At 68.3% G+C, this 22,266-nt stretch carries 18 protein-coding genes, 2 tRNA genes and 1 pseudogene; 15 read left to right on the top strand and 6 right to left on the bottom strand.

Going from position 1 to position 22,266, the window contains the following annotated elements; translation table 11 throughout:
• The first annotated feature begins 704 nt into the window (after positions 1-704).
• The 8 genes from dnaN to ACFYO2_RS16360 all read left to right on the top strand — a co-directional run bounded on the left by dnaN (position 705) and on the right by ACFYO2_RS16360 (position 10,741).
• Positions 705-1,835 (top strand): DNA polymerase III subunit beta, encoded by a 1,131-nt coding sequence (gene dnaN / locus ACFYO2_RS16395; RefSeq protein WP_388349607.1) that lies wholly within the window; start codon positions 705-707, stop codon positions 1,833-1,835.
• A 155-nt stretch (positions 1,836-1,990) separates the two neighbouring features.
• Positions 1,991-2,866, top strand: a complete 876-nt coding sequence (gene gnd, locus ACFYO2_RS16390; RefSeq protein WP_388349089.1) for a phosphogluconate dehydrogenase (NAD(+)-dependent, decarboxylating) — start codon at positions 1,991-1,993, stop codon at positions 2,864-2,866.
• Positions 2,867-2,930: 64 nt separating this feature from the next.
• A complete protein-coding gene (gene recF, locus ACFYO2_RS16385; RefSeq protein ID WP_388349087.1) occupies positions 2,931-4,052 on the top strand; it encodes a DNA replication/repair protein RecF in 1,122 nt (373 codons plus the stop codon).
• Positions 4,049-4,585 (top strand): DUF721 domain-containing protein, encoded by a 537-nt coding sequence (locus tag ACFYO2_RS16380; RefSeq protein WP_388349085.1) that lies wholly within the window; start codon positions 4,049-4,051, stop codon positions 4,583-4,585. Before recF ends, ACFYO2_RS16380 begins: the two co-directional genes overlap by 4 nt.
• 410 nt (positions 4,586-4,995) lie before the next feature.
• Entirely contained in the window at positions 4,996-7,071 is a 2,076-nt protein-coding gene (gene gyrB, locus ACFYO2_RS16375; protein ID WP_388349083.1) for a DNA topoisomerase (ATP-hydrolyzing) subunit B, read from the top strand.
• 42 nt (positions 7,072-7,113) lie between these two features.
• Complete coding sequence (gene gyrA / locus ACFYO2_RS16370) at positions 7,114-9,708, top strand: DNA gyrase subunit A (protein ID WP_388349081.1); 2,595 nt, start codon at positions 7,114-7,116, stop codon at positions 9,706-9,708.
• A gap of 18 nt (positions 9,709-9,726) precedes the next feature.
• The gene (locus ACFYO2_RS16365; protein ID WP_388349079.1) at positions 9,727-10,557 is read left to right on the top strand and encodes a DUF3566 domain-containing protein; all 831 of its coding nucleotides are present in this window, start codon (positions 9,727-9,729) and stop codon (positions 10,555-10,557) included.
• A 107-nt stretch (positions 10,558-10,664) separates the two neighbouring features.
• Positions 10,665-10,741, top strand: a tRNA-Ile gene (locus ACFYO2_RS16360).
• A gap of 55 nt (positions 10,742-10,796) precedes the next feature.
• Here the strand turns inward: ACFYO2_RS16360 and ACFYO2_RS16355 are convergent.
• Positions 10,797-11,033, bottom strand: a pseudogene (locus tag ACFYO2_RS16355) (hypothetical protein); the annotation flags it as partial.
• 90 nt (positions 11,034-11,123) lie between these two features.
• Here ACFYO2_RS16355 and ACFYO2_RS16350 point away from each other — a divergent pair.
• A complete protein-coding gene (locus ACFYO2_RS16350; RefSeq protein WP_388349077.1) occupies positions 11,124-11,924 on the top strand; it encodes a maleylpyruvate isomerase N-terminal domain-containing protein in 801 nt (266 codons plus the stop codon).
• A 403-nt stretch (positions 11,925-12,327) separates the two neighbouring features.
• Here the strand turns inward: ACFYO2_RS16350 and ACFYO2_RS16345 are convergent, their stop codons facing one another.
• Positions 12,328-12,693 carry a DUF6344 domain-containing protein gene (locus tag ACFYO2_RS16345; protein ID WP_388349075.1) on the bottom strand — a complete coding sequence of 122 codons (366 nt, stop codon included), beginning with the start codon at positions 12,691-12,693 and terminating at the stop codon, positions 12,328-12,330.
• A gap of 338 nt (positions 12,694-13,031) precedes the next feature.
• Between ACFYO2_RS16345 and ACFYO2_RS16340 the strand changes: the two genes are divergently transcribed.
• Entirely contained in the window at positions 13,032-13,160 is a 129-nt protein-coding gene (locus tag ACFYO2_RS16340) for a DLW-39 family protein (protein WP_003999697.1), read from the top strand.
• Positions 13,161-13,301: 141 nt separating this feature from the next.
• On the top strand, positions 13,302-14,696 hold the full coding sequence (locus tag ACFYO2_RS16335) for a hypothetical protein (RefSeq protein WP_388349072.1): 1,395 nt from the start codon (positions 13,302-13,304) through the stop codon (positions 14,694-14,696).
• A gap of 125 nt (positions 14,697-14,821) precedes the next feature.
• Here ACFYO2_RS16335 and ACFYO2_RS16330 read toward each other — a convergent pair whose 3' ends face one another.
• Positions 14,822-16,972, bottom strand: coding sequence for a protein kinase (locus ACFYO2_RS16330; protein WP_388349070.1), 2,151 nt, complete (start codon positions 16,970-16,972; stop codon positions 14,822-14,824).
• A 210-nt stretch (positions 16,973-17,182) separates the two neighbouring features.
• Positions 17,183-17,731 carry a helix-turn-helix domain-containing protein gene (locus ACFYO2_RS16325; protein ID WP_388349068.1) on the bottom strand — a complete coding sequence of 183 codons (549 nt, stop codon included), beginning with the start codon at positions 17,729-17,731 and terminating at the stop codon, positions 17,183-17,185.
• Between the two features lie 182 nt (positions 17,732-17,913).
• On the opposite strand from ACFYO2_RS16325, the gene ACFYO2_RS16320 reads away from it, so the two are divergent.
• A tRNA-Ala gene (locus tag ACFYO2_RS16320) sits at positions 17,914-17,986 on the top strand.
• Between the two features lie 227 nt (positions 17,987-18,213).
• On the opposite strand, the gene ACFYO2_RS16315 is transcribed toward ACFYO2_RS16320, so the two are convergent.
• On the bottom strand, positions 18,214-18,927 hold the full coding sequence (locus tag ACFYO2_RS16315; RefSeq protein WP_388349066.1) for a DUF5324 family protein: 714 nt from the start codon (positions 18,925-18,927) through the stop codon (positions 18,214-18,216).
• A gap of 362 nt (positions 18,928-19,289) precedes the next feature.
• Between ACFYO2_RS16315 and ACFYO2_RS16310 the strand changes: the two genes are divergently transcribed.
• Both ACFYO2_RS16310 and ACFYO2_RS16305 read left to right on the top strand, forming a co-directional pair.
• On the top strand, positions 19,290-19,823 hold the full coding sequence (locus ACFYO2_RS16310; RefSeq protein ID WP_388349064.1) for a peptidylprolyl isomerase: 534 nt from the start codon (positions 19,290-19,292) through the stop codon (positions 19,821-19,823).
• Positions 19,824-19,955: 132 nt separating this feature from the next.
• Complete coding sequence (locus ACFYO2_RS16305) at positions 19,956-20,843, top strand: rhomboid family intramembrane serine protease (protein WP_388349063.1); 888 nt, start codon at positions 19,956-19,958, stop codon at positions 20,841-20,843.
• A gap of 242 nt (positions 20,844-21,085) precedes the next feature.
• Here the strand turns inward: ACFYO2_RS16305 and crgA are convergent, their stop codons facing one another.
• Positions 21,086-21,340 carry a cell division protein CrgA gene (gene crgA / locus ACFYO2_RS16300; protein ID WP_388349061.1) on the bottom strand — a complete coding sequence of 85 codons (255 nt, stop codon included), beginning with the start codon at positions 21,338-21,340 and terminating at the stop codon, positions 21,086-21,088.
• A gap of 142 nt (positions 21,341-21,482) precedes the next feature.
• Here crgA and ACFYO2_RS16295 point away from each other — a divergent pair, with 142 nt between their 5' ends.
• A complete protein-coding gene (locus tag ACFYO2_RS16295; RefSeq protein ID WP_388349059.1) occupies positions 21,483-22,262 on the top strand; it encodes a DUF881 domain-containing protein in 780 nt (259 codons plus the stop codon).
• Positions 22,263-22,266: the final 4 nt, after the last annotated feature.

Below are 22,266 nucleotides of genomic sequence, written 5' to 3'. Positions count from 1 at the left end.
GGAAGTTGTCCAGATCGTGTCCACAGGGACTCCTGGCGAGAGACCATCAGACCAGGTCAGGTGGCTGTGGATTGGTGGACGAACGATCTCCACAGGCTGTGGACGGCGAGATGATCCACAGCCTGTGCATCGAGTTGTCCACCGGCCGCCCACAGGCTGAGGTCGGTTGTCCCCAGCGATCCCCAGCTTCTCCACACCGCTGTCCACTGTTCGGCAACGCGACGCGCCTGCTCACCGTCCCGAGTGAAAGGCGTCACACGAAGGTGCCAGGTTGGGCTGTGGGAAACGTGGGTAAAGCTGGGGACGGCGCTGGGGAGAAGTGGCCCGAGGCTGTGCATGGAGTGTGCAGAACTTTCTGTTCTCCACAGAGAAGCCCGGTTGTCCACCGTCGTCGCCCACAGGGTCGGTGGACAAAATTTCTGCTCTGAGCTGGGAAAACGGGGTTATCCACGGTATCCACAGGCCCTACTACTACTCCCAACTAGAGAGAGCTGGGAATCCGTTTCGAAGTGGGTCCTGTGCACAACTCACTGTCCGGCCCCCGACTGCCCCTCGTCACGACTTGACCCCGAGAGGCACCTACTGTCAGTGCCGTGCGTCAGACTGTTCCCGCAGTCCTTCCCCTCACAGGGACCGACGACACCGAGACAGACGACGAAGCCAGGCAGGGCGAGAAGCGCCGGCAACAGCAGGAGGCGGCAACAGTGAAGATCCGGGTGGAACGCGACGTACTCGCGGAGGCAGTGGCCTGGGCGGCGCGCAGCCTCCCGGCCCGTCCGCCGGCGCCGGTCCTCGCCGGCCTTCTCCTGAAGGCCGAGAACGGCCAGCTGAGCCTCTCCAGCTTCGACTACGAGGTCTCCGCACGGGTGTCCGTGGAGGCGGAGGTCGAGGAGGAGGGCACGGTGCTGGTCTCCGGCCGCCTGCTTGCCGACATCTCGCGCGCCCTTCCCAACCGCCCGGTGGAGATTTCCACAGACGGTGTACGGGCCACGGTGGTCTGCGGCTCCTCACGGTTCACACTCCACACCCTGCCTGTGGAGGAGTACCCGGCCCTGCCGCAGATGCCGAACGCGACGGGCACGGTCCCCGGCGAGGTCTTCGCCGCGGCCGCCGCCCAGGTCGCCATCGCCGCCGGCCGTGACGACACGCTGCCCGTCCTCACCGGTGTGCGCATCGAGATCGAGGGCGACACGGTCACGCTGGCGTCCACCGACCGCTACCGTTTCGCGGTCCGTGAGTTCCTGTGGAAGCCGGAGAACCCGGAGGCGTCCGCGGTCGCGCTGGTGCCCGCCAAGACGCTCCTGGACACCGCCAAGGCCCTCACGAGCGGCGACAGCGTCATCCTGGCGCTGTCCGGCGGGGGGTCGGGCGAGGGCCTGATCGGCTTCGAGGGCGCCGGCCGTCGTACGACGACGCGTCTGCTGGAGGGCGACCTCCCGAAGTACCGCTCGTTGTTCCCGACGGAGTTCAACTCCGTTGCCGTCATCGAGACCGCCCCCTTCGTGGAGGCCGTCAAGCGCGTGGCCCTGGTCGCCGAGCGCAACACCCCGGTGCGGCTCAGCTTCGAGCAGGGTGTGCTGATCCTCGAAGCCGGTTCCAGCGACGACGCACAGGCTGTGGAGCGGGTCGACGCCCAGTTGGAGGGCGACGACGTCTCGATCGCCTTCAACCCGACGTTCCTGCTGGACGGCCTGAGCGCCATCGACTCGCCGGTGGCCCAGCTGTCCTTCACGACGTCCACGAAGCCCGCGCTGCTCAGCGGCAGGCCGGCCCTGGACGCCGAGGCGGACGAGGCCTACAAGTACCTGATCATGCCGGTGCGGCTGAGCGGCTGACCGATCCTTCAGAAACCCGCAGGTCGGGGCGTACGTATGAGCGCGTATGCCCACAGATGTGCGCGGGCGTCCGGGTTTAGGCTCGGACGCAGGTACGAAAGTGCCGCGGTACGTATGTGCCGTCACGCCACGTCGCAAAACCTAAGGAACAACTGATGGAGCTCGGTCTCGTCGGCCTCGGCAAGATGGGCGGCAACATGCGCGAGCGGATCCGCCGCGCAGGCCACACCGTCATCGGATACGACCGTAACCCGGACCTCGCCGATGTCCACAGCCTTCGAGAGCTTGTGGGCAAGCTCAAGGGGCCGCGCGTGATCTGGGTGATGGTGCCGGCCGGTGCCCCCACCCAGTCGACCGTCGACGACCTCGCCGAACTGCTGGAGCCCGGTGATGTCCTCGTGGACGGCGGGAATTCCCGCTGGACGGACGACGAGAAGCACGCTCAGGAGCTGGCAGCCAAGGGCATCGGCTTCGTCGACTGCGGAGTCTCCGGCGGCGTCTGGGGCCTGGAGAACGGCTACGCACTGATGTACGGCGGTGATGCGGAGAACGTCGCCAAGGTGCAGCCGATCTTCGACGCACTCAAACCGGAGGGCGACGCCGGTGCGGTGCACGCCGGCAAGGTCGGTGCGGGCCACTTCGCGAAGATGGTCCACAACGGCATCGAGTACGCCATGATGCAGGCCTATGCCGAGGGCTGGGAGCTTCTGGAGAAGGTCGACTCCGTGACCGACGTCCGGGAGGTCTTCCGCTCCTGGCAGGAGGGCACGGTCATCCGCTCCTGGCTGCTCGACCTCGCGGTGAACGCCCTCGACGAGGACGAGCACCTGGACAGGCTGAAGGGTTTTGCACAGGACTCCGGCGAGGGACGCTGGACTGTGGAAGCCGCCATCGACAACGCCGTGCCGCTGCCCGCGATCACGGCCTCCCTCTTCGCGCGGTTCGCCTCGCGCCAGGAGGACTCGCCGCAGATGAAGATGGTCGCCGCGCTGCGGAACCAGTTCGGCGGCCACGCGGTCGAGAAGAAGTAATCCACAGGGCCGCACAGCGGTCCACGAGCTGCAGTCCACGAGCTGGGGGAGGTCGCGCACGACCATGCACGTCACGCATCTGTCGCTGGCCGACTTCCGCTCGTACGCCCGGGTCGAAGTTCCGCTCGACCCGGGCGTCACCGCCTTCGTCGGCCCGAACGGGCAGGGCAAGACGAATCTGGTCGAGGCGATCGGCTACCTCGCCACCCTCGGCAGTCACCGTGTCTCCTCGGACGCCCCGCTGGTCCGCATGGGCGCCGACCGAGCGGTCATCCGGGCCCAGGTCAGACAGGGCGAGCGGCAGCAGCTGGTCGAGCTGGAGCTGAACCCCGGTCGGGCCAACCGGGCCCGCGTCAACAGATCCTCGCAGGTCAGACCACGTGACGTGCTGGGGATCGTACGGACTGTGCTGTTCGCGCCCGAGGACCTCGCGCTGGTCAAGGGCGATCCCGGCGAGCGGCGCCGCTTCCTCGACGAGCTGATCACGGCACGCTCTCCGCGTATGGCCGGTGTTCGTTCCGACTACGAGCGGGTCCTCAGGCAGCGCAACACGCTGCTGAAGTCGGCCGCGCTCGCCCGTCGGCACGGCGGCCGTTCCATGGACCTGTCCACCCTCGACGTCTGGGACCAGCATCTCGCGCGCGTGGGTGCCGAAGTGCTCGCCCAGCGACTCGACCTGATCGCGGCGCTCCAGCCGCTGGCCGACAAGGCATACGAGCAACTGGCGCCCGGCGGCGGCCCGGTCGCCCTGGAGTACAAGCCGTCCGCGCCGGGTGAGGCGCACACGCGCGAGGCCCTCTACGAGCAGCTCATGGCGGCGCTGGCCGAAACCCGCAAGCAGGAGATCGAGCGGGGCGTCACGCTCGTCGGACCGCACCGGGACGAACTGCTGCTCAAGCTCGGACAGATGCCCGCCAAGGGCTATGCGTCGCACGGCGAGTCGTGGTCGTACGCGCTGGCCCTGCGTCTGGCGTCGTACGACCTCCTGAGAGCGGAGGGCAACGAGCCCGTGCTCGTCCTGGACGACGTCTTCGCCGAGTTGGACACCCGTCGCCGCGAGCGGCTGGCCGAGTTGGTCGCGCCCGGCGAGCAGGTCCTGGTGACGGCCGCGGTCGACGACGACGTACCGCATGTACTGGCGGGGACGCGGTACACCGTGTCGGACGGGACGGTGGAACGCGCATGAGTACCGAAGACGGACCGGCCCTCGAGAAGAAGCCCGAGCCCTCCGGCGTCGACCTCGCGCGCGTGGCGCTCAGGGCCGCGAAGGAGCAGGCACGCGCGCGTGGGGACGCGGTGCAGCAGAAGAAGCAGGCGCGTCGCGGCGGTCTGCGCTCCGGCGCGCGCGCCGACGGACGCGACCCCATGGCGCTGGGCGCCGCGATCAACCGGCTGATCACAGAGCGCGGTTGGGAGGCGCCGGCCGCGGTGGGCGGGGTGATGGGCCGCTGGCCGCAGATCGTCGGCGAGGACCTGGCCAAGCACTGTGAGCCGGAGAAGTACGACGAGGACGAGCGAGTCCTGGTCGTGCGCTGCGACTCCACGGCCTGGGCGACGAACCTTCGGCTGCTCGCCCCGCAGCTGATCGCACGCCTGAACGAGGACCTGGGCCACGGCACGGTGATACTGATCAAGGTGCAGGGTCCCGGTGGTCCTCCCCGCCGCTACGGGCCGCTGCGCGCCCCCGGCAGCACGGGCCCCGGCGACACCTACGGGTGACGGACGCGCCCGGGAGTGACCGGCTGCGCCCACGCATGAGCAGCCGTCGCGGGGAGTGACTGAGATCACAACCGCAGGTCTCGGGTGATCCCGTCGTGGCACTGCGCGCGGTTGCGAATCCTGACCTGACTCCCAAGTAGCCAAGGGTTGACAGCTCGAAGCGCTGAGTGCCTCCGTGAGCCTCTTTGAGCCCCGTTCCGTATATGGGGACCCGGAAGACGCCGGTTGAGGGCGGCACATGCGGACTCAGGTACCGGCAAACCCCCATCACTGTCGGCGCTACCGGTAGACTGGAAGCTAATCCCGCCCCAATCGTGGGGACCGTCCGGGAAAAGCTGAGCAACGCTGATCAAGGCTTACCAACGCAACATGCCGCAGCCGCTCCGGCAACCCGCCGACGAGCCCGGCTCGTGCTGTGCCAGAAAGGGCGCTTCGTGGCCGATTCCGGCAACCCCAACGAGAACATTCTGTCCAGCGAGGCCCCGGCCACAGGTGCCGAGGCCTCAACAGTGGCCACGGCGTACGACGCCAGCGCCATCACCGTCCTCGAGGGCCTGGACGCGGTCCGCAAGCGACCCGGTATGTACATCGGCTCGACCGGCGAGCGCGGACTTCACCACCTCGTGTACGAGGTCGTCGACAACTCGGTCGACGAGGCGCTGGCCGGCCACGCGGACACCATCGATGTGACGATCCTCGCCGACGGCGGCGTCCGGGTCGTCGACAACGGCCGCGGCATCCCGGTGGGCATCGTCGCCTCCGAGGGCAAGCCGGCCCTCGAGGTCGTGCTGACCGTGCTGCACGCGGGCGGCAAGTTCGGCGGCGGCGGCTACGCGGTCTCCGGCGGTCTGCACGGCGTGGGCGTCTCCGTGGTGAACGCCCTGTCGTCGAAGGTCGCCGTCGAGGTCAAGACCGACGGGTACCGCCACACGCAGGACTACAAGATGGGCGTCCCCACGGCGCCGTTGGTCAAGCACGAGGCCACGGAGGAGACCGGGACGTCGGTCACCTTCTGGGCCGACAGCGACATCTTCGAGACCACGGAGTACTCCTTCGAGACGCTCTCGCGGCGTTTCCAGGAGATGGCGTTCCTCAACAAGGGCTTGACGATCAAGCTCACCGATGAGCGCGAGTCGGCCAAGGCCACCTCCGGGGCGGACGAGGCCGGCGCGGACGAGACCGCCGAGGTCAAGACCGTCACGTACCACTACGAGGGCGGCATCGTCGACTTCGTGAAGTACCTCAACTCCCGCAAGGGAGATGCGGTCCACCCGACGGTGATCGACCTCGAGGCCGAGGACAAGGACAAGAGCCTCTCCCTCGAAGTCGCCATGCAGTGGAACAGTGGTTACAGCGAGGGCGTGTACTCCTTCGCGAACATCATCCACACGCATGAGGGCGGTACGCACGAAGAGGGCTTCCGCTCGGCGCTCACCAACCTGATCAACAAGTACGCGCGCGACAAGAAGCTGCTGCGCGAGAAGGACGACAACCTCACGGGTGACGACATCCGCGAGGGTCTGACGGCGATCATCTCTGTGAAGCTCAGCGAGCCGCAGTTCGAGGGCCAGACCAAGACCAAGCTGGGCAACACGGAGGCCAAGACCTTCGTCCAGAAGGCGGTCTACGAGCACCTGAACGACTGGCTGGACCGCAACCCGGTCGAGGCGGCGGACATCGTCCGCAAGGGCATCCAGGCGGCCACCGCGCGCGTGGCGGCCCGCAAGGCGCGCGACCTGACCCGCCGCAAGGGCCTCCTGGAGACCGCATCCCTGCCGGGCAAGCTCTCCGACTGCCAGTCGAACGACCCCATCAAGTGCGAGATCTTCATCGTCGAGGGTGACTCCGCCGGCGGCTCGGCCAAGTCCGGCCGTAATCCGGAGTACCAGGCGATCCTCCCGATCCGCGGCAAGATCCTCAACGTGGAGAAGGCCAGGATCGACAAGATCCTGCAGAACCAGGAGATCCAGGCGCTGATCTCGGCCTTCGGTACCGGAGTCCACGAGGACTTCGACATCGAGAAGCTGCGCTATCACAAGATCATCCTGATGGCGGACGCCGACGTCGACGGTCAGCACATCAGCACCCTGCTGCTCACCTTCCTGTTCCGCTTCATGCGGCCGCTGGTCGAGGCCGGGCATGTGTACCTCTCCCGTCCTCCGCTGTACAAGATCAAGTGGGGCCGGGACGACATCGAGTACGCGTATTCGGACCGCGAGCGCGACGCACTGATCGAGATGGGTCGCCAGCGCGGCAAGCGCATCCGCGAGGACTCGATCCAGCGCTTCAAGGGTCTCGGCGAGATGAACGCCGAGGAACTGCGCATCACGACCATGGACCAGGAGCACCGGGTCCTCGGCCAGGTCACCCTCGACGACGCAGCCCAGGCCGACGACCTGTTCTCGGTCCTCATGGGCGAGGACGTCGAGGCGCGCCGCCAGTTCATCCAGCGCAACGCCAAGGACGTCCGTTTCCTCGACATCTGAGTCGGTCTCAGCTGACCGCATCAGAAAGGATCTTCACCAGCAATGGCCGACGACATCACCCCCCTCACGCCCGAAGCGGGCGGCGAGATCGCCCAGCGTGTCGAGCCCGTCGGGCTCGAGACGGAGATGCAGCGCTCGTACCTCGACTACGCGATGTCCGTCATCGTCTCGCGTGCGCTGCCCGACGTCCGGGACGGTCTCAAGCCCGTCCACCGCCGCGTTCTGTACGCCATGTACGACGGCGGCTACCGCCCCGAGCGAGGCTTCTACAAGTGCGCGCGTGTCGTCGGCGACGTCATGGGCAACTACCACCCGCACGGTGACTCCTCGATCTACGATGCGTTGGTCCGCCTCGCGCAGTCGTGGTCGATGCGGATGCCGCTTGTGGACTCCAACGGCAACTTCGGCTCTCCGGGCAACGACCCCGCGGCGGCCATGCGCTACACCGAGTGCAAGATGGCGCCGCTGTCGATGGAGATGGTCCGTGACATCGACGAGGAGACCGTCGACTTCACGGACAACTACGACGGCCGCTCCCAGGAGCCGACCGTCCTGCCGGCCCGCTTCCCGAACCTGCTGATCAACGGGTCGGCCGGTATCGCGGTCGGCATGGCGACCAACATCCCGCCGCACAACCTGCGTGAGGTCGCGGCCGGCGCCCAGTGGTACCTGGAGAACTCGGAAGCCTCGCACGAGGAGCTCCTTGATGCGCTCATGGAGCGCATCAAGGGCCCCGACTTCCCGACCGGCGCCCTCGTGGTGGGCCGCAAGGGCATCGAGGAGGCGTACCGCACGGGCCGCGGCTCGATCACCATGCGCGCGGTCGTCGAGGTCGAGGAGATCCAGAACCGCCAGTGCCTGGTGGTCACGGAGCTGCCGTACCAGGTGAACCCGGACAACCTCGCGCAGAAGATCGCCGACCTGGTGAAGGACGGCAAGATCGGCGGCATCGCGGACGTCCGGGACGAGACGTCGTCGCGTACCGGTCAGCGCCTGGTCGTCGTCCTGAAGAGGGACGCGGTCGCCAAGGTCGTACTGAACAACCTGTACAAGCACACCGACCTGCAGACGAACTTCGGCGCCAACATGCTGGCGCTGGTGGACGGGGTCCCGCGCACGCTGTCCCTCGACGCGTTCATCCGCCACTGGGTGACGCACCAGATCGAGGTCATCGTCCGGCGTACGAAGTTCCGGCTGCGCAAGGCCGAGGAGCGGGCACACATCCTGCGCGGCCTGCTGAAGGCCCTGGACGCCATCGACGAGGTCATCGCGCTGATCCGGCGCAGCGACACCGTCGACATCGCGCGCACGGGCCTGATGCAGCTCCTGGAGATCGACGAGATCCAGGCGAACGCGATCCTGGAGATGCAGCTGCGGCGACTGGCCGCCCTGGAGCGCCAGAAGATCGTCCAGGAGCACGACGAACTCCAGGCGAAGATCAGGCTCTACAACGAGATCCTCGCCTCCCCGGTCCGCCAGCGCGGCATCGTCAGCGAGGAACTCGCCGCGATCGTCGAGAAGTACGGCGACGACCGCAAGACCATGCTGGTGCCCTACGACGGCGACATGTCCATGGAGGACCTGATCGCCGAGGAGGACATCGTCGTCACGGTCACGCGCGGCGGCTACGTCAAGCGCACCAAGACCGACGACTACCGCGCCCAGAAGCGCGGCGGCAAGGGCGTGCGCGGCGCGAAGCTCAAGGAAGACGACATCGTCGACCACTTCTTCGTGTCCACCACGCACCACTGGCTGCTGTTCTTCACCAACAAGGGCCGTGTCTACCGGGCGAAGGCGTACGAGCTTCCCGACGCCGGACGTGACGCGCGTGGACAGCACGTGGCCAACCTGCTGGCCTTCCAGCCGGACGAGGCCATCGCCGAGATCCTCGCGATCCGCACCTACGAGGTGGCGCCGTACCTGGTGCTGGCCACCAAGGGCGGTCTGGTCAAGAAGACACCTCTGAAGGATTACGATTCGCCGCGTGCTGGTGGTGTCATCGCGATCAACCTCCGTGAGACGGACGACGGTTCGGACGACGAACTGATCGGAGCCGAACTCGTTTCGGCCGAGGATGATCTGCTTCTGATCAGCAAGAAGGCCCAGTCGATCAGGTTCACCGCCACGGACGAAGCTCTGCGTCCCATGGGCCGTGCCACCTCGGGCGTCAAGGGCATGAGCTTCCGCGAGGGCGACCAGCTCCTCTCGATGAATGTTGTTCGACCCGGTACGTTCGTGTTCACTGCTACAGACGGTGGGTACGCGAAGCGGACCGCTGTCGACGAGTACCGCGTTCAGGGTCGCGGCGGCCTCGGCATCAAGGCCGCCAAGATCGTCGAGGATCGTGGGTCGCTCGTCGGCGCGCTGGTGGTCGAGGAGACCGACGAGATCCTCGCCATCACGCTGTCGGGCGGTGTGATTCGTACGCGGGTCAGCGGAGTCAGGGAGACGGGCCGTGACACCATGGGCGTCCAACTGATCAACCTGGGCAAGCGCGATGCCGTGGTCGGCATCGCACGTAACGCCGAGGCGGGACGCGAGGCGGAGGAGGTCGACGGCGACGTGGCCGTCGACGAGACCGCCGAAGGCGCCGCGACCACCGGCACGGACGAGGGCGAGGCGCCCTCGGCCGAGTAGCACGAGGAGTGAGTCATCGTGAGCGGAGCCACGGGCGCCGGTTCGGTCGGTACCTCGACCGGTACCTCTTCCGGTAAGGAAACGGACGGCGGCGGCCGTGGCTCCGCCGCGAAGGCGACAGACTCGAACACGCCGGGCGCGGGCACGACAGACCCGCATACGACCAACCTGCAGGCGATCAAGTCCCCCGAGACCGAGTCGTCCTCGCCCGACACGCATGGATCCCAGGGGGGAACTGTGACGGACACCCGAGGTCCGCAGGCCCAGCGGCCCGCCACCGGCGCGGGCCGGGCCACGGCCGCACCGGGCGCGCAGCCTCAGCCGCCGGTCCAGCCGGAGGCGACCTCCCCGCTGCCCGGGGAGCGGCAGCCCCAGCAGCCGGCCGGGCCCTACCACCCGCCGCAGGCCTACCCCTCGCAGGCCGCCGCGCCGGCGGGGGCCGTACGCCGCCCACGCACCGGCGCGCGCACCACGCCCCGCACCCGCAAGGCCCGTCTGCGGGTGGCCAAGGCCGACCCGTGGTCCGTGATGAAGGTCAGCTTTCTGCTCTCCATCGCGCTGGGCATCTGCACGATCGTCGCCGCCGCCATGCTGTGGATGGTCATGGACGCGATGGGTGTTTTCTCGACGGTCGGCGGCACGATCTCGGAGGCAACCGGCTCGAACGAGTCGAACGGCTTCGACCTCCAGTCGTTCCTGTCCCTCCCGAACGTCCTGACGTTCACGACGATCATCGCTGTCATCGACGTCGTCCTCGCGACCGCCCTCGCGACCCTCGGAGCGTTCATCTACAACCTCTCCGCGGGCTTCGTCGGCGGCGTCGAGCTGACGCTGGCCGAGGACGAGTGACCATGCCGTTCCGCGCCTGCTGACGGTCACCGGTTACCGATTTTGGGACTGCCCACGTCGTGCGCTAATCTTCAGGAGTCAGCGCGCGGGACACCGCAGAGCGCGGCGGGGCTATAGCTCAGTTGGTTAGAGCGCATCCCTGATAAGGATGAGGCCACAGGTTCAAATCCTGTTAGCCCCACCAGCCAAAAGACCCCCAGGTGATCATGCCTGGGGGTCTTTGACATCTACGGCTGACATCAGCCGATGATTTGATCTTCCAGTAGCTCGGCAAGCATCTCGGTTGCCTCGCGCTGGTCGGAGCCGACGACGTGCGTGTAGACGTCCATGGTCATGCTGATCTGGCTGTGCCGGAGGATCGTCTGAGCGACCTAATCGGTCTTGAGGTCTTTGAGGATCAGCCCCACGCCCTTCTCCCGCTGCACCTGCTTGGTCGGGGTGAACTGCCGGTTCTCGAAGTCGATGTCTTGCCAGCGCGTGTGGGCGCCCGGCCCGTGCCGCGCGCTCGCCGCGTCGGCTGTGAAAATCGCTGTCTGATTGTCGGAACGCGGTGATAGGGAGTCCATGTGACAACGACACTGGCGTTCCCCGTTCTGTTGCGACTGATCGACGAACGGTCGACCGCCTTCCGCGCCGCGGTAGCCTCCGCGCCCAGCCTCGACGTGCAGGTGCCGACCTGCCCGGAGTGGACGCTGTTCGATCTGGTGCAGCACCTGGGCGAGGGGCGCCGCTCCTGGGCCGCCACCGTAGCCGCAGGGCCTGCCGCTCCGGCCAAGTCCGTCCCAGAGGGCGCCCCGGCTGCGCCTCGGGAGCGCGAGGCCGTGCCGGCCTGGTTGGCCGCGTCGACGCAGGAGCTGCTGGACGCACTGCGGGAGGCCGGCCCGGATCGCGGTTGCTGGACGTGGTGGGGTGCGTCGCAGTCGCCGCAGACCTGTGGCGCCGTCGCCCGGCACCAGCTCCAGCAGATCGCGGTGCACACCTACGACGTCCAGGTCACTGTGGGTGCCCCGCAGCCGCTGCCGGATGAGGTGGCACTCGACGGTGTCGAGGAGTTCCTGTTCACCTGCGTCGCAACGACGAGTGCCTGGCCGCACAAGCCCACTGCCTTAGAATTCCACGCCACCGAGGGCCACTCCTGGCGCCTGACGGTCGACGGCGACGGCGCACGCTCCATCCGTATCCCCGCGCCCGGCACGACGCCTGTCGCTGCTGCCGACGAAGGCCCGAACCAGGCTGGCGTCTCCGTCCGCGGCACGGCCAGTGAACTGGTCCTCTTCGTGTACGACCGTATCCCGGCGGACTCACTGCAGATCGACGGAGACGCAGGGTTGCTTGACCTGCTCCGCGCGTGGGAACCGGAGGAGTAGGACGGGTGTTGTAGAGCGGCGAAGTAACCCTTGTCAAGACCGCATGCGACGGCTGACACCACCGGCTGACACCAACAAGCACGAACAGCAGCGGTCAGCGCCGGACCTCGGTGGACGATCGACCGCGGCGCAGGGGCCGTTGGCCGATGTTGGCAGACCCCCGTGATCGCCTGATAAGGATGAGGCCACAGGTTCAAATCCTGTTGGCCCCACCATCGAGAAGACCCCCAACCGGTCATGGTTGGGGGTCTTCTCGATGGTGGAGTGGGCTCTTTCGCGGAGCGTGCCGTGTGGTGTCACGCAGTCGAGCCCCGACCGGGTGTGGTCGGGGCTCGATGTGCTGTCCGGGCGTACGCAAGTTCGCCGTTGCGTCAGTGTGCCGTGCTGCCGTGCTGCCGTGAGGTCAGCGCCGGAGGGGTGCCCAGGGGGCGCAGTCTGCGTCCGCGTCCGCGTCTGTGCTTGCCTCGGTGCTCGACTCCGCACTCGCGTCTGCGTCCGTGTCCGCGGGCGGGCGGTGGCGGCAGCTGGGGGTCTTGCCGTGGGCCTCGGCGCGGATGCGCTGCTTCATCGTGGGTGGCAGGGCCCTGGTGTAGGACCAGGACCAGAGGGGCGTCGCCGGGGCCGTCGAGCGTGCGGTGCTGTTGCGGGGCGCCTCGGTCTGCGGTACGGCCGCGGCGGCGGTCGTCGTGATCAGGCCGAGCGTCGTGCACAGCGCCAGGAAGGCGGCGACGATGGTGGTCCACAGCTTCATGACCTTGTTCTGGGCCATTGCCCCTCACTTTCGGGTTGGGCGATTTGCGTACTTTCCTCATCATGTGTATGAGGGCCGCGAAGTGGTGGACCAACGCCCGTGGCGCGTCGATGTTCCGATGAACACCACTCGGATGGGCGCAAGAGGGGAGAAAATGAGGTGATGCCGGAGAAATTGGGTCGAAGTTATCGTTCGTCGGAGTGTGATCACACTTTGATCGGAGCGTCTCCGTCCGCTTCTAATGCTGTGTTCCGGACGGGAGTTGAGGGCCCGACGTAGGTCACCGATCGGTCTCGGCCGGTGTGTATAGTCGGGCGCCAGAAGTCCCCTACGTCAAGGAAAGACGAGGTCGCGCGGTGAAGAAGCTTCTCCTGGTCGCACTGGCCGCCATCGGCGGGCTCCTCGTGTACCGCCAGATCCAGGCGGATCGCGCCGAGCAGGATCTGTGGACGGAGGCGACTGACTCCGTGCCCACGGGTTCCTGAGTACCGAGATCGATTCCGAGCAGACCCCGGCCGCCTCGCGGTCGGGGTTTTGTGTTGCTAGTCGGGTGTTTCGGACGCTCGTGGGGATTGCGCGGATGGCGTCCGGCGCCGCGGGGCAGGATGGGCCACGGTCCCGGTCCGGTGTACGACGAGGGGTGGCGCGTGATGGGGCGGCGTACGGCGTGGTGGCGGGCGGCGGCACGGCGTGGTCGTGGGCCCGTCGTACGGGTGGCCGTCGTAAGCGTGGTGCTGGGGGTGGTGGCGGTACTGGGCGGCTCGCCCGCGTGGGCGGCCGGAGCATCGGGCTCGTACGCCTTCGACGAGGACGCCCGCACGGTCCCGGGCGCGACGAGCACCGCGGACGCCGAACGCCTGACACCCGGCACCACGTACCGCAGTTCCCTCCCTGCCACCGGCGCGCTCTACTACCGCCTCGAACTCGACGCCACGTCGAACGCGTACGTCTCCGTCACGGCCGTCCCTCCCCCGGGTGCGGCGGTCTCCGCCGGTGACGGAGTCAAGGTGTCGCTCCAGGACGCCGACAGCCACACCTGCTCCGTCGACACGGCAAGCATCGGGGCCGCCCGGAGCGCCCACCCCATCACGGCGATGGGGGAGCGCGACGCCTCGCGCAGCGGATCCCTGTGCAAGGGGGCCGGCACGTTTTACGTGCGCGTCGAGCGCGTCCAGAGGGGGACGGGTGCCTCCCCCTCGTTGCTGGACCACTGGGATCTGGAGCTCGGCCCCGTGTCGGAGCCGGGGCTCGCGCAGGCCGGTGCGACGAGCGCGCCCGAGGTCTGGGACTCCGCCTCGGCCGCGCCCCCCAGTGGCGAACCGGAGCGCCGCGAGGGCGGTGCCGGCTTCGGCGCGGCGACCTCCGTGGAGCAGGGAGTCTGGCTCGACGAGGTCCGGCCCGGGCAGACCCTCTTCTACGAGGTGCCCGTGGACTGGGGCCAGCAGCTCTACGCAACCGCCGAACTGGGCAGCGTGAGCAGCGACGCCGGGTTCGTGCCCAGTGCCCTGACCCTGTCCCTCTACAACCCCGTGCGCGGCCTCGTCGACAGCGACGGGGTCGGCTACGACGGCAGCCAGCGCTCGGCGACGCTCCGACCGCTGCCACCAGTCGCGTACGCCAACCGTTACGCCGTCCTCGACCACGTCAGCGGCATGCGATTCGCCGGTATCTACTACCTCGTCGTGCATCTCGCGACGCAGACGGCCGATGACTTCGGCGACGGGCCCTTCGATCTGACCCTGCGCGTGCGGGTCGCGCACGCCGTCGAGGCCGGTCCCGCGTACGCGGGGCAGTCCGAGCCGCGGGACGTCTTTCAGGTCACGGCACAGGGGCGGCGGGAGACGGCGGCGTCGGAGGGCTCAAAGGGCGGGGAGACGGCTGCTGCGGGCGAGAATGCCCTGATGAAGGCCCTTGCCGTGGGGGGTATCGGCGGCGGGACCGTGGTGCTGGTGGTGCTTGGGGTGTGGATGGGGCTAGGACGTCGACGGGGGACGGGGCGGGGGAGGGCCGGGGCCTGGTAGGGCGCGGCTCGGAGGTGGGGGTTGTGGCGGAACGTGCCGGGGTGGGGCGAGTGCTGCCGGGCGAGGGCACGCAGTGCCGACATGTGAGGGCTGAGGGCTGAGGGCTCGGTGCGGTGCCGAGGTGCTCAGATGTGGCTCAAGGCCCAGAAACCCACGGCGTAGCAGGCCAGCGCGAGCAGTAGGAGCGGGATCGCCACCTTGGCGGGTGGGCCGGCGCGGCGTGCGGAACGGGGTGCTCGGTGGCGCGGCTGCGAAATCGACTGCGCGGGAGGCGGAACCTGCGGGGCCTGAGCGGTGTACGAAGCAGTAGAGGGTTCAGCGCGCTGGCGCAGGGCGGCTGTTGTGGGGGTGCGAGGGGAGTAGTGGGGGGTGGCGGTGTGAGGTTGGGGGGAGGAGAGGACGTGCGTGGGGTCGTGGGGGGAGACGTTGAGAGGCTGGGCCGGGGAAGCCGGGTGGGGCTGAGCTTGGGTCTGTGCCTGCGGCTGTGGTTGTCCCTGGTGCGGCTGTGGGGTGAGTGTCTGAGGGGAGGACGGGCTGGCGGTGGTCTGCGGGGGCGGCAGGTGGAAGCTGCCGGTGTCCGACATGGTGGGAGGCTGCGGGGGGGCGGGCGGCCGCGGGTACGTGGTGGGCCGGGCAGGAGCGAAAGCGGGCCGCGAAGGCGTCCCGCCGACCGGGGGCGATGTCGGTCCTGCCCCTTGTCGGTGATCGGGGGATACGGCCTCTGCACCCAGGCCGACCGGATTGGCGGTGCTCGGCTCGGGTGGGAGCACGGTGCCCGTCCCAGGGGTGGGGGGTACGTGGCCCGAGTCGGCGTGGGCGTCCGTGGAGCCCATGCCGGGGGCGGGCCCGAGAGATTCCGTGCCGGGGCGGGCCGCCCTGGGGGCGTTGCTTTGCCGCGCGACCGGTGCGGTGCCGCGCGATCCGGACCCGGAGGGCCCGTTTTCCGGCCGGGAAGCCGCGTGCCCCTCCTCTGGTCCGAGACGGAAGGGGATGCCTGGGGCTTCCGGGCGGGAGGGCGGGCCTTCTCCGGGGCGGGAAGGCGCACTTTCCCCCGCTATGGACGAGACCCCACCGCCTGGCGACCCGGCGGCCGCTCCCTCTGCCGACGCGGGTGCTTCCTCCTCCGACCGGTGGCCCTCCTCCGATCGGGCAGCTTCATCCGCCGGCCGGGGTATTTCCAGCGGCCTGGCGGACGCGGACCGGGGCCCCTCTGCCGGCCAGGGGCCCTCTGCCGACCCGGCAGCCCCCACGACCGACCGAGGGCCCTCCGCCGACTGGGCCACCTCTGCCTCTGCGGGCCGGAAGGCTCCCACTGCCGATCGGGAAGCCCTCGACCGGGAAGCGCCCTCTGCCGGCCACCGCGAAGTCGCTCCCGTCTCCACTCCGGGTGCCCGCTTGAGTGGGCCGGTCGGGGCGAAACCTGGGGGAAGCGGGCCGAGTTGGTCGAAGATTTCGATGGTTTCGTCGTCGGGGCCGGGTTCCGGAAGGAGTTCGGCGGCCGAGGCGAGTGCCTTGCGCGCGCCCGTGGCCGTGCGGAACCGGGCGTGCGGATCGGGTTGGAGAAGAGAGGCCACGACCTGCCACAGCGGGTCGGGAATGCCCTGGGGGGCGCTCGGGGTGCCGTGTGCGGTGAAGTACTGGATGAGGGCCTTGGAGTCCGGCTTGGCGCCCTCCAGGAGGTACAGGGCGGTCAGCCCCACGCCGAACAGGTCCGCGGGGAAGTCCGGTTCCGCGCCCATCATCTGTTCGGGCGCGAGATAACCGGGCGTCCCCACCACGAGGTTGGTCTCCGTCAGGCGCGGTTCGCCCAGCCGCATGGCGATGCCGAAGTCGGACAGGCGAAGACGGGGCCGACCTGTGCCGGTGGCTTCAAGGAGAACGTTGGCGGGCTTGATGTCGCGGTGGACGACACCTTCCGCGTGCACCGCGGCGAGGCCGGCCAGGAGCTGGTCGAGCAGGGTACAGACGAAGGCGGGTGGCAGAGGGCCGTAGTCGCCGATCAGGTGAACCAGCGAACCGCCGGCGACCAGGTCCATGGTGAACAGGACCTTGTCGTCGTCGGCGGCCCAGCTGGCGGGTGCAAGCACATGGGGGTGGTCGATCCGCAGCGCCTGCTCACGGACGAAGCGCAACAGCGCATGCGCGTCGCTCTGCTGCAGAACCTTGGCGGCGACGTACCGGCGGCGGCGGTGGTCCCAGGCGCGCCAGACGGCGCCCACTCCTCCGCGGCCGATCGGGTCGGCCAGTTCGTACCGGCCGGCGAAGACCTCACCCATGGCTGTGCGTCGCCCCTCCCCCTTCGGTTACACCTCCCGCTTCTCCCTGCTTCCCCCGTGATGAGCGATACGACCCCTCTCGCGTCTCGCGATCTCGTCGGTTCGGGACACAGCCCCGCGTGTCCTTCCTGGCGAGAGACGCGACCCCTCGCGATCGTCCCCGGCCGTCGGCCCGGCTGCCGAACCCCCTTCGGTGGCCGGGCCGCGGGTTCAGCTCTGGTGGGACTGGTAGTGCGTGACCGCGTCGGAGGTGCGGCCGGCGCCGTACACCCGGAGGAACTCTGCCAGTTCCGGGTGGGTCGGGGCGAGGGTGTCGGCCGCTTCGATGATGTCTCCCGCGGCTGCCACCGAGCGCAGCAGCGACTGGATCTCGCGGACCACTCGCTTGACCGTGGGCGCTCCCGAACTGCTGGTCGTCTGTGTGGTGTTGCTGAGCACCGAGCCCCCCTGCGATTTCTTGATCTCGTCCATGCGGTCGGTCGCCTCGGCCGCGCTGACGCTGCCGTCCGCGACCTGTTTCGCCAGATCCTGGAGCAGTTGCACCCGCTGGACCACGGCAGGATTGCCGATCTTCGCCCGCTGGCCGCTCATCAGCTGCGACAGCATCGGTGCGGACAGTCCCAGTACCCCCGCGAGACGAGCCTGGTTGAGACCAAGATCATCTATAAGCTTACGGAAGAGCGCCCCCAGCGGCTCCCCGTACCAGTTCCGCTGCAGTTCCCGCGCTCTTGCGGTGGCTTCCTGCTGTGCGGCGTCCATTGCGTCTCCCCATCGCTTCCCCAAAAACGGTGGTTCGCTGTAGCGAACCACGCGGAGCATCTTACGGAGAGTGGTCGTCCACGGGGACCCCCAATCTTTTTGCGAGATCCCGGGGATGACCCGGTACTCTGGTCTGCGGCGCCACCCGGTACGCGGTTCTTCCGGGCGGTCGACCACTTTCCGGGGCCTTAGCTCAGTTGGTAGAGCGCTGTCTTTGCATGGCAGATGTCAGGGGTTCGACTCCCCTAGGCTCCACGCGACAAGCGCCCCCTGACCTGCGGAAACGCAGCTTCAGGGGGCGTTTTTGCGAGCGTACGAAATCCGGGGCGCCAGGTAACTCCCCCAGCGCCCAGGGGAGTTGGACGCGCCCGGAGCTGTGCACAAGCGGGCTGCGTTTCACGTGAAACCGCGACCCGGGGTGCGCTCAAACGGCTGTGGGGCGGAGGACCCATCGGTCCTCCGCCCCACAGCCAGAGCCTTGCTCACCCGCGTTCGTCGCGGTGCGCAGCCTCCTCCTCGGCCTGCTTGGCCTGTACCTCCGGGTCGAGTACGGCCTGGCCGGTGCCGTCGACCGAGCTCAGGCGGCTCGACTCCGGTACCTCGGTCGCGGCGGGCGGCTCGACCAGCCAGTCGGGGTTGGCCTGCTTGTCCCACCACTTCCAGGCGGCGAAGGCACCGCCCGCGACCAGGCCCGCCACCGCCAGCGCCTTGGCGAGCCGGCCGGCCCTCGCCCGCCGCTCGTGCTTGCGAACCAGTTTCTGGATGTCCTTGGGTGAGACCTGACCGCGCAGCGCGGCCACCGCGGCCGCGGTGCGGGCGGCGGCCTCGTCGCGGACGGGACCGGTCACGGCCACTGCCTGCTCGATCCGCGGTCGGGAATAGTCGGCGGCCTGCTTGGCTGCCTTACGGGTACGGGTTGCGGCCTCGTGTGCGGCCTTGTCGACCTTCGGCGGGACATGTGCGAGAGCCTGCGAACGGGCCGACTCCAGGCGCGGCGCGAGATGGGCGTCGTACTGGACACGAGCCTGTTCGGCGGCCTGCGACACCTTCGGCGCGAGCCGTACGCGTGCCTCGGTTGCGTAGTGTGCGGCCCTGTCCTTGGCCGTGTCGGCGTAGGGCGCCACCACTTCCGCGGCGTGCAGCACGCTGTCCTTCGCCGAGCCGGTCGCGGCGCGCACGCTGTCGATGCGGGTCACGGGATCCTCCTCCTCGGTGGCGTACGGTATTTCGACTTTCCACCCTTTTACGGATCATGCCTGTTCGGGAGCGACGGGGCATGTGAGGGCGGGCATCCGGGTCACAGACACAGACTCCGGACGATCTCCGATCAAGAACTGCTCAAGATCCGATCACGTGTAATAGCGGATGAATACAGGGCAACAGGAGCTTGTCGTCGACAATGCCACGGATCGCCGCCGGGCGCCCCCGTCCCGGGGCGACTCGACCGGATTTCTGCATGCGAAAACGTCGAACGCCGTCACCCTGGCGGGTGCCGGGCGACGCATGGCAGGAACCGTGCAAGGATCGGAAGGGCACAGAAGACAACGGAAGGCAGATCGTGGCCGAGCAGCTTTACGCCACCCTGAAGACGAACCACGGCGACATCGAAGTCCGGCTCCTGCCGAACCACGCCCCCAAGACGGTCCGCAACTTCGTCGAACTCGCCCAGGGCGAGCGCGAGTGGACCCACCCCGCCACCGGCGAGAAGTCCACCAAGAGGCTCTACGACGGTACGGTCTTCCACCGTGTGATCAGCGGCTTCATGATCCAGGGCGGCGACCCGCTCGGCACCGGCATCGGTGGCCCGGGCTACGAGTTCGAGGACGAGTTCCACCCGGACCTCTCCTTCAACAAGCCCTACCTGCTGGCCATGGCCAACGCCGGCCCGGGCACCAACGGCTCGCAGTTCTTCGTCACCGTCTCCCCGACGGCATGGCTGAACCGCAAGCACACCATCTTCGGCGAGATCACTGACCCGGCCAGCCAGAAGGTCGTGGACGCCATCGCCACCGTCCCGACGACCCGCCCGAACGACCGCCCGGTCAACGACGTCGTCATCGAGTCGGTCGTCGTCGAGACCCGCGAGGGCTGACGCCACCGAAGGCCCCCGGAAGGCCCCGCGACCGGTTGACCTCTCGGGCCTGCGCGAAGGGAACCAAACGCCCCGTTCATCCGTAAGGATGGACGGGGCGGTGCATGTGCGTACGACGACTTAGGGGATGTCATGGACCAGGCGGCAAGCAGTTCTCAGGACGCCAGGAGCGCGCCCGGCTGCTACCGGCATCCGGACCGCGAGACCGGCGTCCGCTGCACCCGCTGCGAGAAGCCGATCTGCCCCGAGTGCATGATCAGCGCCTCCGTCGGCTTCCAGTGCCCCGACTGCGTCCGCAGCGGCTCCGGCACCGGCCACGCCCCCACCGCGGCCCAGCCCCGCACCATCGCCGGGGGCACCATCGCGGCCGACCCCCGACTGGTCACCAAGATCCTGGTCGGCATCAACCTCGCGGTGTTCATCGCCGTCCGGGCGTCGGACTCACTGGTGAACGAACTGGCCCTCATCGGCGCCTGGCCTCCGGCCCCGTTCACGCCCACCATGGGCGTCGCGGACGGCCAGTGGTACCGCCTGGTCACCTCGATGTTCACGCACCAGGAGATCTGGCACATCGGCTTCAACATGCTCAGCCTGTGGTGGCTCGGCGGCCCTCTCGAAGCCGCCCTCGGCCGCGCCCGCTACCTCGCCGTCTACTTCGCCTCGGGCCTCGCAGGCAGCGCCCTCGCCTACCTGCTCGCCTCCCCGACCACGGCCACCGTCGGTGCCTCCGGCGCCATCTTCGGGCTCTTCGGCGCCACCGCCGTCCTCATGCGCCGCCTCAACTACGACCTGCGGCCGATCATCGCCCTGCTGGTGATCAACCTCATCTTCACCTTCAACCCGGGCTTCAACATCTCCTGGCAGGCCCACATCGGCGGCCTCGTCGCCGGCATCATCACCGGCTACGCCATGGTCCACGCCCCGCGCGAGCGCCGCGCGCTGGTCCAGTACGGCACCTGTGCGCTGGTCCTGGCCGTGGTCGTGATCATGACCCTGTTGAGGACCGCACAGCTCGCCTGAGCTGGGGTTGTCCACAGTGTGTGGCGAATCTTGTGCATACCGTGCGGGAACAGGTGTGCCCCCTGTCGCTGACCCGCGTTTCCGCAGGTCGGACAGGGGGCGAACGTGCTTGCGGTTGCCGGTGTGTCAGTCACACCGGCGTCAACACCCGATGGGTTATCCACAGATCGTCTTTCTTTTCCCCATGTGGAAAACCGCTGTGGATAACTCAGGGGATAGCCCTGGGCAGAGCCCGGTCGCCGCTACTTCCACTGCGTGGAGACACCGAATCCCGCCGCGATGAAGCCGAAGCCCACCACGATGTTCCAGTTGTTCAGGGAGTCGATCGGCAGTGAACCGTCAGTCACGTAGAAGACGACGATCCAGGCGAGTCCGATGAGGAACATGGCCAGCATCACGGGTGCGACCCAGGAGCGGCTGTTCAGCTTGATGGCGGTCGCCTGCTTCGCCGGGGGCGGCGTGTAGTCGGCCTTCTTGCGGATACGTGACTTCGGCACGAGGGTCTCTCCTGTCGATGCGCTGCGTGGCCGCGCAGGGAACTGGGGCGGGCTCCGGGGCAGCGTACAAGGGGACACTGAGTGCTCCCCCGGGCGTCCGTTAGCGTAGTGCTTCCGCGGCGCCGAAGGAGATAAGGGTACGTTGAGCAATTCTGCCGACTCCCCCGGGACGGGATCCAGCCCTGCCGGCCCGCGACGTTTCCGGCCCGTGCGGGTGCTCACGGCGGGCGTCTTCGCTCTCGCGGGGCTCATTTTCTTCACGAGTTTCAACACGGCCAAGGGCACCAACATCCGGACGGACACGTCCTTGCTGAAGCTGTCGGACCTCATCCACGAGCGCAGCCGGAAGAACGGCGAGCTGGACGAGTCCAACGGTGCCCTGCGGCGTGACATCGAGTCGCTCGCCGAACGCGACGACGGCAGCACCAGGGCCGAGGACGACAAACTCGCGGCCCTGGAGGAGAACGCGGGCACGCAGAAGCTCAAGGGCAAGGCGATCTCTGTCACGCTCAACGACGCTCCGCCGGACGCGACCGCCAAGCTTCCCGGCTATCCCGAGCCGCAGCCCGACTACCTGGTCATCCACCAGCAGGATCTCCAGGCCGTGGTGAACGCCTTGTGGAAGGGTGGCGCCAAGGGCATCAAGGTCATGGACCAGCGGCTGATCTCGACCAGTGCCGTGCGCTGCGTGGGCAACACGCTGATCCTGCAGGGCCGCGTCTACTCACCGCCGTACAAGATCACGGCGGTCGGTGACCCGGACGCGTTGCAGAAGGCGCTGGCGGAGAGTCCGGCGATCCAGAACTACATGGTGTACGTCAACGTCTACGGCCTCGGCTGGAAAGTCGAGGAGGACGGGGCGGTGACTCTGCCGGGCTACTCGGGCACAGTGGATCTGCAGTACGCGAAGCCCGTGGAGTGAGTCC

It is taken from the genome of Streptomyces sp. NPDC006602, from assembly GCF_042870385.1.
Taxonomy (GTDB): Bacteria; Actinomycetota; Actinomycetes; order Streptomycetales; family Streptomycetaceae; genus Streptomyces.
The sequence above is the reverse complement of the archived record's forward strand: the minus strand, read 5'-3'. Positions and strand labels throughout refer to the sequence as shown.